Here is a 13,684-nt window from a genome sequence, read left to right as displayed (position 1 = left end):
TAGCCGTTCACCTGGTCGTTACCCTTAATCGCAGCACCTTGACCTGTACGAGCCAGCGCCCAGAACTTGCGTCCGCCTTTAAGCACGCCAGCGGTTTCCAGCTCGTAGCCAGAGACCTCAGTCAGATCGCGGTAGAACTCCAGCACCTCGCGTGGCTGCACGGTGTGATAGCGGTTGGAGACCACCGACAACGGTGCCTTGGTGTCCGAGCGAAACAGCACTTTCTGCTCAGGGAACGAGTGAATAGCGCCCAGGTGGCCGATGGCAGCTGTGCGCCAAGCGCGCAACCACCAACCCCGCCGGCTAGGCCACCGAGGATGGCACCTGATACATAGCCGAGTGTGATGCCGAAAGGCCCTGCGATGGTGCCAATCAGCGCACCTGCTTGGCCGCCAGCCAGTGCAGCGCTGACGCCACGCGCAACACCGCCTACGGTGCCGATGGCTGCGCCGACTTTCATGGCTTGATGGAATGACGCAACTTTGGGGGAGTGACAACGAGGGCACTGCAATGACATAGGACGAACCTCTTTGGTGGTGATGTCATTGCAGTTATGTGTGGTTGAGATTTTTTCGAGTCGAATGGCCGCTTTGCAGCTGCGTAACCAACGGCGCAACGGGCTGGAGTCGGCCCAGAGTGTGTAAAAACATTTACGTACCCTGGGTTCCTCAGCGCAGCGCTCCTGAGCGAAGCGTTTTTGCCAAACGAAACCACTTCGGGATAGAGGGTCTCCTGCCCTTCGCTGGTGTAAACCTCAATCCAGTTACGAAACGACTTGTCGAGGCTGACACCCGCGTCTTCAAACGCAGCGTTAAGGTAGAACAGATGTAAAGCCGCACCATGGGGACTGCCAGGCGTAACGCTGTCCATATCAGACTGGTACGAAGGCTGCTTTGAGCCCCAGAACATCTTGATGATCGGAGCATCGAAGTAGGGATCAGCAATAGGGGCAGCCAAGCTGGTGCTGCAGGTGACCAGCACCAGCACGCCGGCCGCCAGTACAGGCCGCAAAGCTTCAATGAAATATGTCAGCACGGGTATTGGCTTCCTGTTTGCTCTAGGCGCTGCCTGGAGGCGAGGCTTCATGAAATTGTTCACTAAACGGGAGCCACGAACGGATAACGATCACAAGTGGTCCAGTCAGCGTACTTTGCCGGATCGAATTGAACGCCATTGTCCACGCACCACTCCCACTCTGAGCGGAAGGCTTCGGCGGTGAGGCTGGCGTGCAGTTCCTGCTGCCAAGTTACGGCGTCTGCGCGGCCAACCTGGAACGTCTTCACGGAGGGGCGCTTGTCACTGTCGACAAAGTTCACGCCGTAGCAAAGGTATTTTGGCTTTCCAGCTCGGCGGTTGTCGGATCGCATGTATCGAGAAATCCCGGTTCGCCCAACAGAGTTTTTATTAGGCATACAGCTATCTCTGTATGACCCTCTTCCATTAAGGGGCTTGGGCAGGGAGCTGAGCATTTTGTTCTTCCACAATACCGCTTCAGCTAATGCAATGCCTTTCGTAGCAGCGTTGCCAAAGCGGAATGAGCGCTGGTGCTCCTTCCCTTTGCGCGTGATGCGCACGATGAACACATCGCTGTATTCGGTAATGTGATCCGTGGTTCTGGTAGCCGTTTTACCGGCTGTTTTAGGCGAGCTCATATCGATTCATTTTAGCCAAGCGTGATCATTTCATTATAAGGCGCACTGAAGGCCATTTAGGCCCGGTCAGCTCAAACCGCGCCGCACGATTCAACCAACCTGGCTTGGCTCTACAGCCCGCAGAAGGCTTTCATTTCTTCAAGATCGGCCGGGTTGATCAAATGAAATTGACTGATATAAACCTGATCGGAACCAGCACCATGCTGGCGCAGGTATTCAACCATGTCGTTTGATGCCGCTTTCACCTGGAAGCAATAACCAGTCTCTTCGTCATACCAGCCGCGCACCACAGACACCGACGCAAATCCTGTAAATTTTGGATCGAGCGTCCCGGTAGACTGGCCGGTGCCCCCCTTTTTTCTCGTGAACGAGAACGTGCTGACACGAACGATTGATGACAGTGGGCGAGGCTTAATCAAAAAAGAGGTTGTCATGGTTTGGGCCTTGGTTTGCTAAGTGTTCAAAGCATCTCACGGGCAATCGGAACTGCAAGCCCCGCCACTACAGCTGACCAGTGCATCAGCGAGCAGCCGCCTTTATTGCAGGCAAAAAAAACCACCTTCGAAGAGGTGGTTCAGGTTTTTAACCAAACATATCCATGGTGTCCCCAGTGGACTCAGCCTTTACGGGGATCAGGATCGATACTGACCATGCGGAGGCTTCACGGCTTATGAAAAAGACCGAGCGATAGCTCGGCCTTGTCAGGGGTGAGAAACGTTATGCAGGAAGGGCATCATCCTGGGCTGCAGAGCCAGCGCCATCGAGCGCGGCTTGGTTGCTGTCTAAAACAGCAGCCTGAGCACCGGTGTATGCGGGCCGACGTTTGTTTGCCATATGGAATTTGGCGATTACCTTCATTTCATCGCCGGTGAAAGTCAGCGGATCTGCTGGGTTATTGGCTTCTTGGTTTTTGTTCACCTGCAGGGCAACCACATCAGGGTGAACCCCTTTATCCAGCGAGTCTGAAACACGCTTGGCTGATAACCCGGTTCTGTCTGCCTGATCGTGAGCCAGCTTGCTCCAGGCATCCCCAACCAGTCCTTTGGCGAGTTCAGTTTTCTTCCCCATGTATTCTCTCCCGTGGATAAGGCCGAAAGCTCCATTGCTTTTGCCTGTCTTCTGAGCATAGCCACAGCCGCGGTGGTCGACCACAACCAACCCTGTCCGCTCTTCAGCTGGTCTGCTTGGCACCAGAAACAGAAAACCCGGCACGAGGGCCGGGTTTAGAAATCTGTGCCCGTAACGTGGGCAGCGGGTTTTGCCTGGCCCCTCTCCCTTTCGGGGAGACTTCCTGTTCCCAGGAAGGACCGCCATTGGCGGTGGAGGTGGTGCGCCCTGCCCTCTATGTGAGCCGGTGGACGAACCGCAGAGCCATCATTACCTGCACCTGTTTTGCGAGCCGCTGTAGCTTATGGCTCGGGGCACAGTGTGCGCACCCCGCGGGTCAGCAATGTTGCGTTGTTGCGCTGTCCAGGTCTCCGGCGAAAGCCTTCAACCCTACACTTATGGCAGTAGCCGCCATCTGATCTGACACCTTGCAAACGATAGTTTCCCACTCTATAAGAAATCAGGCCCTTACGAGACCATAGTCTTGGAGAAGTGCTTGAGGGTCGATCTAATGGCCCTAACTCTGTCAGAGAAGACAAGGGATTGGGTGTCTGGTCAGTGCAGGGGGTAGCAGATGGAGCTTGTGTGGGCTACTGAGGATTTGGTGATCGCTGGGCAACCCTATCCAGGGTTCCCCATTCTGCTTTGGGACTCAATGGAAAGTTGCGTCCCGGCCAATCAGTTCGTTCGTCACTACCTGCTTCGAGGGGCCATTGGCTCGAAGCGATCCTGGCCCAGCACCGGACGCGCGCTGTACGACTTCTTCAGCTTCATCCAGGCACATGAGTTGGACTGGCGCGACGTTGATCGTGGCGAGGCCAAGAGCCTTGTGGCGGCCTATCGGGACTACTGCCTGGTGGCGTGCGAACTGGCACCGAACACCACTCGCCAGCGTCTGCTTTACATCTGCAAGTTCTACGAGTTCGCGCTGAAGGAAGGATGGGTGAAGCGCCTGCCCTTCGCCTATGAAGAACGCACCGTGAGGCGCGAGACAAGCTTCCTTGCGCATGTCGATGCCAGTGGCGGCAAGGCCAAGGCAAACGATGTGATGCCGCGTAGACACAAGGCCCTGCCCAAGTTTCTGAGCATGACCGAGATCAAGGCGCTCCTGGCCGCAGCCGAGAACCCCCATCACCGGATGATGATGCGCCTGGCTCTGCATACAGGTCTGCGCCGCGAGGAAATCGCCGCCTTCCCGTTGGCCAATGTCTTCGACCCGGACAAGGCGGGACGAACCGAGCAGAACCTACGCATTCGCCTCGATCCGTTTGACGGCAGCGGCATGGTGACCAAGGGCAGCAAGCCGCGAGAGATTTATGTCAGCCGCCAGTTCATGGCCGAACTCTATCGCTATGTCACGAAGGTGCGCGGCGAGCGTGCCTCGCTGAGCAAGGCCCCGCAAAGAGCGCTGTTCCTCAACCAGTCCGGGGAGCCCTATGGCAGGGACGGCAAGAGCCTCAACCGGATCATCAGCGAGACAGGCAAGCGGGCTGGAATCAAGGCCCATACGCACATGTTGCGGCATACCTATGCCACCCATACCCTCGTCAGCCTTCAGCGTAACCGTGCGAGCGGGCTGGATCCCCTGGTGTTCGTTCAGCGGCAACTCGGCCACAGTTCAATTCAGACGACCATAGTGTACCTGCACCTGGTCAACGAAATGGCCGACGAGGCGGTGCTGGCCTATGACGACGAGTTAAACGCACTGGCGGAGGCGGCCTGATGGGCAAGCGCAAGGTATTTGCCAAGACCGATCTCGGCGTTCCGCACGTTGAGCACAACCACGACGCGGCAGGCAATGTGGTCATTCTGCCCGAGGCCATCCCGTCGAAGAACACTATGGTCGAGTTCGGGCGGAACACCTCCTGCTTACGACGCTTCGACTTCGCCTGCTGGTACGGTGCCGGCATCGACCCCATCACCTACGCTTGCCAGCGCCAGATCGAACGTTTCCTCGCAGGCCAAGAGGGGACCGTCACAGCAACCACCGTGGCTAGCTACTGCAGTAATGGACTGCGCAATTTCCTCGACAGCTGCGTATTGCGGGCGGCAACTTTTGGCCGTGATTTGGCCCTGGCCGATGTGAACCGGGATTTAATCGACGGTTATCTCGGCCATCTGGCTGGGCTGGGCGTGGAGGGCATTGGAAGAGTGCATGTGAAACTCCTAGGGTTGCGGGAGCCACATACCCCATAGGGGCAGAGTGGCCCCAATGGGTAAGAAAGTGCTGGAGATCCAGCTGAGGAACTTGGTGTGGGATGAAAATAAAGTTTCATCCAATTTAAAGCTTCATTATCAAGCTTAAAAAATGAAATAAAATATTTATAAATCAATTAGATAGCCAGAAATCTGCCGAAGACCTAGGCCGGATTTGTGCCGGGGTGGAAATCAGTAGATGCCCTTAAAGTATCATCCAATTTGCGGCAAGGCCGTCCGCCATGACCTAAAATATGAAAATAAAGTTTCATCCTTTTGCCGGAAACACAGTGATGACGGGGCTTGTAGAGGGAGGTCATTTCTGGCCTCCCTCTACACTTGCCAGCTCAAGTTTCTCAGGAGCAACGAAACGGACTCGCTAGCGCAATCTAGCTCCGCTATTCGGCCTGCCCCATCCAGATATGCTGGTGGAATCGAAGACTTGGGATAGCAATGAGCAACAAGACAGTTTGGGAGAAAGCAGCAAATCAGCTTATTCGGAAATGAGTTTGCGGACTATCTGCCTGAGCAGCTGGATGAGGGGTAGTCCATCTCTGCGGGTAAGGGTGAGTGTTGCGAAGGGAAGCAACTCCCCGGCGACGTTCTCTCCCTCTGGGCACCAGTGGATCTTCTGGAGTAGGCTCAATCACTCCGTTGTTGCTTGCTTCCCGTCAAAGTGCGCTGCTTCCCGAGAGCCCGAATGCTCGCTTAGCGCTTTCAGCACGATGCTCGGGGACCAAGCGTACTCGACGTTGAAGTTCGGGTCTGCATCCGTCTGCAAGCATTGGAGCCTGTGAGCATTGTCATGAGCGATATAATAGTACAAGGGCTTTAGGTGAAGCGTGTGTGCCAGCAAGCCCGCAGTACACCATATTGATCGGGCCGTTTTGCCAGTACAGGAGAAGTAATGAAGCGCGAAAAAGTGAAAGTCAGAATTGACGAAGGTGTGTTTTTTGATACTCAAATCATGGCCAACCCGGCAAATACCCGCGAATGGATCGTGATGTTCAAGAAGGATGCAGGCCGCAGTTTCTTTTTGATAGATGATCAGGATGAGATCGACTCTTTTTCCGACCTCGAAAGCTTGGTCAACGAGCTACGCAAACTCGGTATCCGTCGTACGGAGATTCATCTATAACCCCTCTTGGGCTATTCCGTCATCCTGAGGCGGTAATCCTATCTCGCCACAAGCAAGAAAAAGCGCCTGGTTGGTGCCCTTCAATTCTCGTGAAACCAGACCCCAGCAATACATGCGCAATTGCGCCCATCTGACCAGTCAGTTGCATTTGCGCTGACCACCGATTGCATAAGGCTTGACCATTAGACTGTATCGCTAGACAGGCAGAAAGTAGCCTGTCGTGAATAGCTCCCAGCAATCACTGCTCAAGGACTTCGACAGAATCCTGAAAGGGACGCCTCAGCAACTGGAGATACTGCGCAACAAATGCAATGATCACGAGTTGATCTTCAGTTTTGTGGTCGTGCAACCCGCGATATCAGCGAAGAAGGTGTCGAAGGGGCAGCTTGCTGTATTGGGAACGAGCTACTCATACATCAAGAGCATCTCGGAATCGGACATCAAGGTCATCGTTAGTCCGTAATCTACTTGCGTCAGCGGAATTGCGACTTACCGCTGACGCCACGCTACAGACCTACTTCGCTTTCTTAGGTTCTGTACGAAAAGTCCTAACGGTTAAAATCGGCGCCATGACAGGCTGGAGGCCCGCATGGCAAAGCGCTACGAACTCCCAGATGCAGCTTGGGAGCTGATCGCCGATTTGGTTTCCCCCGAACAGAAAATGGGGCGACCTCGCAGTGATGACCAACTGATGCTCAATGGCATTTTCTGGATCTTGTGCTCAGGTGCTGCCTGGCCCGATCTGCCGGAGCGCTTCGGCCCATGGTCGACTGTGTATCAACGCTTTCGTGATTGGAGAGACGACGGCACGTTCGACTAACTGCTTAAGCGGTTGCACATTCGACTGAATCAGGAAGGGCTGATCGATCTGGATACCTGGATGATCGACTCCACGACAGTACGAGACGTCAATCTGCTTGTCCATTACGCGTTCCAGCGATGATGTAGCTCTGACATGTACTAGGCTGTTTAACAGTGAGTTAATTTCATTACTCAAGCATTTGTACTCAACGAATGTTATTACGCACCCTAGACTCTGAATCGAAGCGGGTATCCGGGCTTTCAATGTTGCAGAGCTTATATGCATACGCGCAGATAAGCGCTTCGCAGTATGCGTCTGGGCATCCCGTCTTGCGCAACTAAACCAGTCGCCACCTATGCGGCAGCAGCTCCGCAATCTCACTTGCCCGCTGCGTCGGCAGACGTGTGAGGACGTCCTTCAAATAGGCGTACGGGTCATGCCCGTTGAGTCGAGCTGACTGGATCAAACTCATGATCGCCGCTGCCCGTTTACCGCTGCGCAGTGAACCTGCAAAGAGCCAGTTCTTGCGCCCCAACGCCCATGGCCGGATCTGGTTCTCTGCCCAATTATTGTCAATGGGTACAGCGCCGTCATCGAGATAGCGCGACAGCGCCGTCCAGCGTTTGAGGCTGTAATCCAATGCTTTGCTGATGGCCGAGCCATCGTGCACAAGTAGGCGCTGGGTGATCATTCAGGCATGCAAAGCGTCCATCACCGGTACGGCTTTTTCTTGTCGTATTCGGCGGCGTAAATCCGGTTCTAGGTCGCGGACTTCATGCTCGATTTCGTACAGCAGCTGGATGTACCTCAAGGCCAGCTCGGCAAGCTGGCTTTTATTGGTGGCGTGTAGCTCGAAGAATTTGCGCCGGGCATGGGCCATGCAGCCGATCTCGGTGACACCGAGTTCAAAGCTGGCCTTGTAGCCACCAAAATCATCGCAGACCAGCTTGCCATTCCACTGACCAAGAAAATTGCGCGCATGCTCGCCGGCACGGCTGGGACTGAAGTCGTACACCACGGCCTTCAGATCGGCGAAGGGTGTGGTGCTATAGGCCCAGACGTAAGCCCGATGGGTTTTCTTCTCGCCTGGGGTGAGCATTTGCACCGGGGTTTCGTCAGCGTGGATCACGCGTTGGGCCAGCACGGCTTCGCGCAGGGCATCGACTAGCGGCTGGAGCTGCACGCCGGTTTGTCCGACCCACTGCGCCAGTGTCGAGCGAGCGATGGCCAGGCCGGCACGGCCAAAGATTTTCTCTTGCCGATATAGTGGCAAGTGGTCGGCGAATTTGGCCACCATCACGTGAGCCAGAAGGCCGGCGGTTGGGATGCCCTTGTCGATCACCTGGGCCGGCACGGGGGCCTGGATCAGGGTTTCGCACTGATCGCAGACCCATTTGCCACGGATGTGCCGCTCAACGGTGAACACGCCCGGTGTGTAGTCGAGTTTCTCGCTGACATCCTCACCGATACGCTTGAGCGCGCAACCGCACTGGCAGTGGCTGTTATCGGGTTCATGGTGGATCAGAGTGCATGGAAACTGTGGCGGCAAGGCGGTGCGTTTAGGTTTTTGCCGAACCTCAGTCGAAGCGGGAGCAGGTTTCAGCGCTTCAAGTTCTGCTTCGATGGCCGCAATGTCGGTGTCGATCAGGTCATCAAGCAGACTGACTTGATCCGGGCTCAATTGCTCGCTGCGCTTGGCAAACTTGAAGCGCTTGAGCTGCGCAATCTCATGGGTCAGCTTTTCGATAAGCGTTTGGTCGCGGTGGATCTTCTTGCCCATTGTCTCGACTTTCTGATCGAGACTCTCGACACGTTGCATCAACTGCGCCGCCAGAGCGCGCAGTTGTTCAGGGGGCAGTTGGTCGAGATTGGGCAGCGAAGTCATGCCGCCGATTTTGCCCGAGCAGGCTAAACCCGACGAGAGGCCCATCGGACAATTGCACGGTCAGGCAGGCGATGGCAGGCATCACAGAATAGAAATTGCGCCACCCGGCCCAAGTCGTTGCCAGGGTAAACCCAGCACTAGGGCGTGTAGTTGTTCGGCACCCAATTCCATCTGAGAGCCGTGTCGAGAACCCGGCCAGAAGAACTTGCCTTGATGCAGGCGGCGCGCCGCCAACCAAATACCCAACCCGTCGTGCACCAGCACTTTCATCCGATTGCCGCGGCGATTGGCAAACAGATAAGCACAGTGCGGCTGAGCCGCACCGAACACCGCCACCACCCGCGCCATTGCGGTGTCGGTGCCAGCACGCATGTCCATAGGCTCGGTGGCGAGCCAAATGGAGTCGATGCGGATCATCGCAGCAGATCTCGCAGAAAGGTCGCGCAGGCAGCGGCGCTTTCGGTCGGCCAGTTCACTTTGATGGTGCCGCGCGGGTGTGGGATTTCCAGACAGATAGTCGATGACGCGGAATCCGACTTTGTCCCGATAGCCTGCAAGGACAGAGGAATGAAAGCAGGTTGCAGCGCCATGGCTTTCTGCGTGTGCACTCGGATCCATTTATGGACGAGGTTTGCGTTGAGGCTGTGGCTCAGCGCAACGCTGGCAATCGAGGCCCCGGGCTGGGCGCACTCTTGAATGATCTGGGCCTTGAAGGATTTGGAGTAGGAACGGCGTTGTGGCTGCATGAAAGACCCGCTTAAAAGGCTAGAAATGGTGTCCACTTAAATCAGGTGGACACCATCGCCTTTGGCGTCGGGGCCAGGAAGGTGTGTTGGCCGGACGGATACGCTTCGCAATACGCTGGAGCGTCAGCACATGAAAAATATAAGCATTGAGGACGTAAGTGATTTTCTAACGCGAGCAGGAGAGCCAGTAGCTAGTGCTTGTGAGGATGAGGTCGCTGGAGTCGCCATGGCTCAGGAACTGTGCCCAGGAAAACCATACTGTTCAGTAAGGCAATGGATTCTCGTCGACCTCGATATTTCAGATGACAAGAAAGCGTTGGTTACAGAGCAAGGATTTCAGCCAATTCTTCTCTATGCCCACACTGTAGTCACAGATAGTGCTCGTCGATTCTTACCAGGCGACTGGGTCAGGAGTACGCTTTTGGTCGAACTCAAGAATAACTATATCTTTGAAACTAATAACAGTGTCTACATCCTTCTGGGCGCAGGAAGCAGGAAAAGCGCAGCCCCCGATGTTGTGACCAGCATATTTTAATGAACTGCGGGATGTCACCCGCGAGCTGTGCCTGAATCGCGTGGTGATCGGCGGCTCCGCCGCGCCGCGCGCCCTGGTCGAGTGCTTCGAAACCCGCTTCGATGCCCGTGTGCTGCACGCCTGGGGCATGACCGAAATGTCGCCGCTGGGCACCGTCTGCCGTCCGTTGCCCAAGCATGCTGGCTCGTCCCTGGAGCAGCGCCTGGATCTGCAGGCCAAACAGGGCCGCCCGCTCTGCGGGGTATCGATGAAAATCAGCGACGACGAGGGCAACGAACTGCCGCACGACGGCAAGGCCTTCGGCCACCTGCTGGTCAAGGGTCCCTGGATCGTCAGCAGTTACTTCCGTGGCGAAGAGGCGTCAATCCTCGACGCAGAGGGCTGGTTCGACACCGGCGATATCGCCACCATCGATCCGGATGGCTACATGCAGATCACCGACCGCTCCAAGGATGTGATCAAGTCCGGCGGCGAGTGGATCTCCTCGATCGACCTGGAGAACGCTGCCGTCGGCCATCCGGCCGTGGCCGAAGCCGCGGTGATCGGCATCGCCCACCCCAAGTGGCAGGAGCGTCCGCTGCTGATCGTGGTGACCAAGCCCGGTAAACAGCTCAGCAAGGAGGAGGTGCTCGGCTTCATGATCGACAAGGTAGCCAAGTGGTGGCTGCCCGACGATGTGGTCTTCGTCGATCATCTGCCGCATACTGCCACCGGCAAGCTGCAGAAGCTCAAGCTACGCGAGATGTTCCGCGACTTCCGCCTGCCGGAGTAGCCCGCAGGAATCCAGCGCCCCAGTTCACTTCAGGGCGCAGGCTGATCGTAGCGCGACTGTCCTGCGCAGGGCTTGCAGCCGCTTTGTCGGCTATAAGAACAACGAGTGGGGGGTGAGCGGCGCCGGGGAAGAAACGCTCGCCGAGCGCGCCCATCCGACGGCAGTGAGGCGCAAATATCCTAGTGCATACCGACCCTGAACTGGTCCTGAAAACCACGCCTCCGCGAGTGCAGAAGTCTGCCCTGCAGCGCTCTCGCTTGAGCCTGGACAGCCCCAGACTAGCCGACAGTGCAGCCATTTCGGTGCAGGCCTCACCGGGCTTCGGCAAGACCCAGCTACTCGCGCAGTGGCGGCGCGAAAGCCTCGCGCGCGGCGCCATCGTCGCCTGGCTCACCCTCGACGAGCGCGACGATGGCTACCGCCTGGCCCAGGGCCTGTACACGGCGCTGGCCATGGGCAGCGGCCGCAGCGCTACGCCGCCCAGTGTCAGCATGATCGGACAGGAGCCCGGTGAACTCGAGGGGCTGACCGGCTGGCTGGCCGAAGTCGCCGACATGGCCCGGGAAACCCTGCTGGTCCTCGACGAGGTGCATACCCTGCCGGATGCTTCGGTGCGCCACTGCCTGACCTACCTGCTGCGCAACGCCCCCGCCAACCTGCGCGTAGTCATGGCCTCCCGCAGCCGTCTGGCGCTGCCCATGGCCGACCTGCTGGCGCAAGGACAGTTCGCCATGATTACCGGCGAGGATCTGCGCTTCACCGTGGAGGAAACCCTGGAGCTGCTCGCCAGCCGCTTCGGTCAACGTCTCGATCCCGACAGCTGCCTACGGCTTTACGAGATCACCGAGGGCTGGCCGCTGGGCCTGCAGTTGTCGATTGCCTCGCTCGAGCGCCACGCCGATCTGCAGCAGGCCATTGCCGAACTTGCTGTCTGCGGCGGCGATATCCAGCGTTACTTCGTCGACGCCCTGCTCAGCCGACTGGCGCCGGAGCAGGCCGAGTTCCTCTACCGTATCGCCCCCTTCGAGATGGTCAGTCCGGCCCTGTGCACTGCCGTGCTGGAAGATCAGCGCGCCGCGATCTGGCTCGAAGAGCTGTGCGCCACGACCCCGCTGATGATCGAGGGCGTCGACAGCGAGTGGGTGCGCATCCACCCGCTGGCCCACGAGCTGCTGCGCGCCCGCTTCGCCGAACTGCCCGAGGCCGAGCGTCTGCTCATGCATCGCCGGGCGGCGGCCTGGCTGTCGGCCCAAGGCCAGCATGAAGAAGCCGCGCGCCATGCCCTTTCGGCCGGGATGTTCGAGCAGGCCTACGCCCAAGCCGAAGGCAGTCTCTACGAAATCATGCTGCGGGGACGGTTTGGTCGCGTCCTGGAATGGCTGGAGCGTATTCCCGAAGCCGAAGTCCTGCGCCGCCCACGTTTGCGCCTGGCAGCCGCCTGGTCGCTGGCGCTAACCGATCGCCAGGACGAAGCCCTCGGTCTGGTCGAGGGCATAACCAGCGATCCGCAGGCCGGCAGCGAAGAGCGCTGCGAGGCCGCCATCATCGCCGCGTCGGCGGCCTATTTCGCCGATCGCCCGGAACAGTCGATCGCCATCATCAAACCCTGGCTGGAAAACCCGCCCGAGTCGCTAAAACTGCGCTCCATCGTCAACAATCTTGAGGCCCGCGTGGCCCTGTGGCAGGGGCAACTGGAGCGCGCACGTCACTGCTGTCTGCACGCACCGCATTACCAGTGGGCGCCTGGCCTAGATGCCATTGGTGGTTTCCGTGAATGGGTGCTCGGCCTAAGCTACTGGTGGGAAGGCCGCATGAGCGCCGCCGAACAGGCACTGCGCCAAAGCCTGGGCCGAGCCGACCAGGACATCGGCCGCCGCAGCGCGATGGCCGTGACCCTGGCCACCGCGCTGGCGGCCGCCCTACTGGAGCAAGACAAGCCCCAGGAAGCCGAGACCGTGCTGGCCAACCGACTGGATATCCTCGCCCGCCTGGCGGCGCCGGAAGCGGTAACACTTGGTTACCTGACCTCGGCGCGCCTGGCCTTCCTGCATGACCATTCACACCGGGCAATGGACTTGCTCGAGGAACTCTTCGCCTTGGGCGAGAGTCGCCACCTGCCGCGTTTCTGCATCCTCTCGCTGACCGAACAGATTCATCAGCACGCGCTACGCGGGCATGCGCAGACCTGCCTGAGCCTGTGGCGGCGTCTCGACGCCCTGACACCCGACGTGCTGCGCACGCAGACGGGGGTACTCGGCGCCGAGCTGGCCCTGCCGGTGGCAATGGCGCGCATCCAGGTCGCCCTCGCCCAGCAATCCGACTGGGCCGAGTTGTTGCCGTTACTGGAACAGTCCGGCCAACTGGCCGAACGCTTGCGCCGTGGACGGGAGTCCGTACAGGTCAAGCTGCTGCAGGCCATGGTCCGGCAGAAGCTGGGCCAGGACGGCAGCCAGTTGCTGCACGAGGCGCTGGACCTGGCCGAGGAGCTGGGCCTGCGCCGTGTACTGAGCGATACCCACCCCGACCTGGCTGAGTGGGTGGCCAAGCAGGGCGGCGCCTTACCCCGGTCAAAGACAGAAACGGCGACCGAGACGATGGCTCACCCGCCACGCACCAGCAAGCCGGTCAACGTGTCGCCGAGCCAGTTGTTGACACCCAAGGAACAGGAAGTGCTGCAACTGTTGGCGCGCAACCTGACCAACAAGCAGATAGCGCTGGCGCTGAATGCGGGCGAGGAAACCGTCAAATGGCACATCAAGAACCTGTTCGGCAAGTTCCAGGCAGGCACCCGCAAACATGTGGTGGATCGCGCCTATCTGCTCGGTATCCTGGGACCCGAGACTTGACTGGT

General features: G+C 58.1%; 12 protein-coding genes and 5 pseudogenes. 8 read left to right on the top strand and 9 right to left on the bottom strand.

Features of this window, described 5'->3' with window-relative positions; all coding sequences use genetic code 11:
* Window positions 1-2 precede the first annotated feature (2 nt).
* From B2U07_RS16070 to B2U07_RS16045, 6 genes and pseudogenes are all read right to left on the bottom strand, one after another.
* Window positions 3-278: pseudogene (locus B2U07_RS16070) on the bottom strand (DUF932 domain-containing protein); the annotation flags it as partial.
* Window positions 266-517: pseudogene (locus tag B2U07_RS16065) on the bottom strand (hypothetical protein); the annotation flags it as partial. The pseudogenes B2U07_RS16070 and B2U07_RS16065, both read right to left, overlap by 13 nt.
* Window positions 457-1,035 (bottom strand): hypothetical protein, encoded by a 579-nt coding sequence (locus B2U07_RS16060; RefSeq protein ID WP_296277642.1) that lies wholly within the window; start codon window positions 1,033-1,035, stop codon window positions 457-459. The pseudogene B2U07_RS16065 and the gene B2U07_RS16060, both read right to left, overlap by 61 nt.
* 62 nt (window positions 1,036-1,097) lie before the next feature.
* The gene (locus B2U07_RS16055) at window positions 1,098-1,652 is read right to left on the bottom strand and encodes a hypothetical protein (RefSeq protein WP_296277353.1); all 555 of its coding nucleotides are present in this window, start codon (window positions 1,650-1,652) and stop codon (window positions 1,098-1,100) included.
* A gap of 110 nt (window positions 1,653-1,762) precedes the next feature.
* Entirely contained in the window at window positions 1,763-2,086 is a 324-nt protein-coding gene (locus B2U07_RS16050) for a hypothetical protein (protein ID WP_296277352.1), read from the bottom strand.
* 283 nt (window positions 2,087-2,369) lie between these two features.
* Window positions 2,370-2,720: a hypothetical protein gene (locus B2U07_RS16045; RefSeq protein WP_296277351.1), complete on the bottom strand. Its 351-nt coding sequence runs from the start codon at window positions 2,718-2,720 to the stop codon at window positions 2,370-2,372.
* 613 nt (window positions 2,721-3,333) lie between these two features.
* On the opposite strand from B2U07_RS16045, the gene B2U07_RS16040 reads away from it, so the two are divergent.
* From B2U07_RS16040 to B2U07_RS16025, 5 genes and pseudogenes are all read left to right on the top strand, one after another.
* Window positions 3,334-4,482, top strand: coding sequence for a site-specific integrase (locus tag B2U07_RS16040; RefSeq protein WP_296277350.1), 1,149 nt, complete (start codon window positions 3,334-3,336; stop codon window positions 4,480-4,482).
* The gene (locus tag B2U07_RS16035; RefSeq protein WP_296277349.1) at window positions 4,482-4,955 is read left to right on the top strand and encodes a hypothetical protein; all 474 of its coding nucleotides are present in this window, start codon (window positions 4,482-4,484) and stop codon (window positions 4,953-4,955) included. Before B2U07_RS16040 ends, B2U07_RS16035 begins: the two co-directional genes overlap by 1 nt.
* A gap of 907 nt (window positions 4,956-5,862) precedes the next feature.
* On the top strand, window positions 5,863-6,093 hold the full coding sequence (locus B2U07_RS16030; RefSeq protein ID WP_203477194.1) for a hypothetical protein: 231 nt from the start codon (window positions 5,863-5,865) through the stop codon (window positions 6,091-6,093).
* Between the two features lie 232 nt (window positions 6,094-6,325).
* A pseudogene (locus B2U07_RS22955) lies at window positions 6,326-6,556 on the top strand (hypothetical protein); the annotation flags it as partial.
* 126 nt (window positions 6,557-6,682) lie between these two features.
* Window positions 6,683-6,997, top strand: a pseudogene (locus tag B2U07_RS16025) (IS5 family transposase); the annotation flags it as partial.
* A 235-nt stretch (window positions 6,998-7,232) separates the two neighbouring features.
* Here B2U07_RS16025 and tnpC read toward each other — a convergent pair.
* The 3 genes and pseudogenes from tnpC to tnpA all read right to left on the bottom strand — a co-directional run bounded on the left by tnpC (window position 7,233) and on the right by tnpA (window position 9,526).
* Window positions 7,233-8,780: pseudogene (gene tnpC / locus B2U07_RS16020) on the bottom strand (IS66 family transposase).
* Between the two features lie 81 nt (window positions 8,781-8,861).
* Window positions 8,862-9,197: an IS66 family insertion sequence element accessory protein TnpB gene (gene tnpB, locus B2U07_RS16015; protein ID WP_296277348.1), complete on the bottom strand. Its 336-nt coding sequence runs from the start codon at window positions 9,195-9,197 to the stop codon at window positions 8,862-8,864.
* Window positions 9,194-9,526: an IS66-like element accessory protein TnpA gene (gene tnpA / locus B2U07_RS16010; RefSeq protein WP_003462815.1), complete on the bottom strand. Its 333-nt coding sequence runs from the start codon at window positions 9,524-9,526 to the stop codon at window positions 9,194-9,196. The genes tnpB and tnpA overlap by 4 nt, the downstream gene beginning before the upstream one ends.
* A 226-nt stretch (window positions 9,527-9,752) precedes the next feature.
* Here tnpA and B2U07_RS16005 point away from each other — a divergent pair, with 226 nt between their 5' ends.
* The 3 genes from B2U07_RS16005 (at window position 9,753) to B2U07_RS15995 (ending at window position 13,679) form a co-directional block, all read left to right on the top strand.
* Entirely contained in the window at window positions 9,753-10,061 is a 309-nt protein-coding gene (locus tag B2U07_RS16005; RefSeq protein WP_296277347.1) for a DUF6957 family protein, read from the top strand.
* A 43-nt stretch (window positions 10,062-10,104) separates the two neighbouring features.
* Window positions 10,105-10,833 carry an AMP-binding enzyme gene (locus B2U07_RS16000; protein WP_296277346.1) on the top strand — a complete coding sequence of 243 codons (729 nt, stop codon included), beginning with the start codon at window positions 10,105-10,107 and terminating at the stop codon, window positions 10,831-10,833.
* A 227-nt stretch (window positions 10,834-11,060) separates the two neighbouring features.
* The gene (locus tag B2U07_RS15995) at window positions 11,061-13,679 is read left to right on the top strand and encodes a LuxR C-terminal-related transcriptional regulator (protein ID WP_296277345.1); all 2,619 of its coding nucleotides are present in this window, start codon (window positions 11,061-11,063) and stop codon (window positions 13,677-13,679) included.
* Window positions 13,680-13,684: the final 5 nt, after the last annotated feature.

It is taken from the genome of Pseudomonas sp. UBA7530 (genome assembly GCF_002479365.1).
In the GTDB taxonomy this organism is placed as follows: Bacteria; Pseudomonadota; Gammaproteobacteria; order Pseudomonadales; family Pseudomonadaceae; genus Aquipseudomonas.
This window is presented reverse-complemented; position numbering and strand designations above follow the sequence as displayed.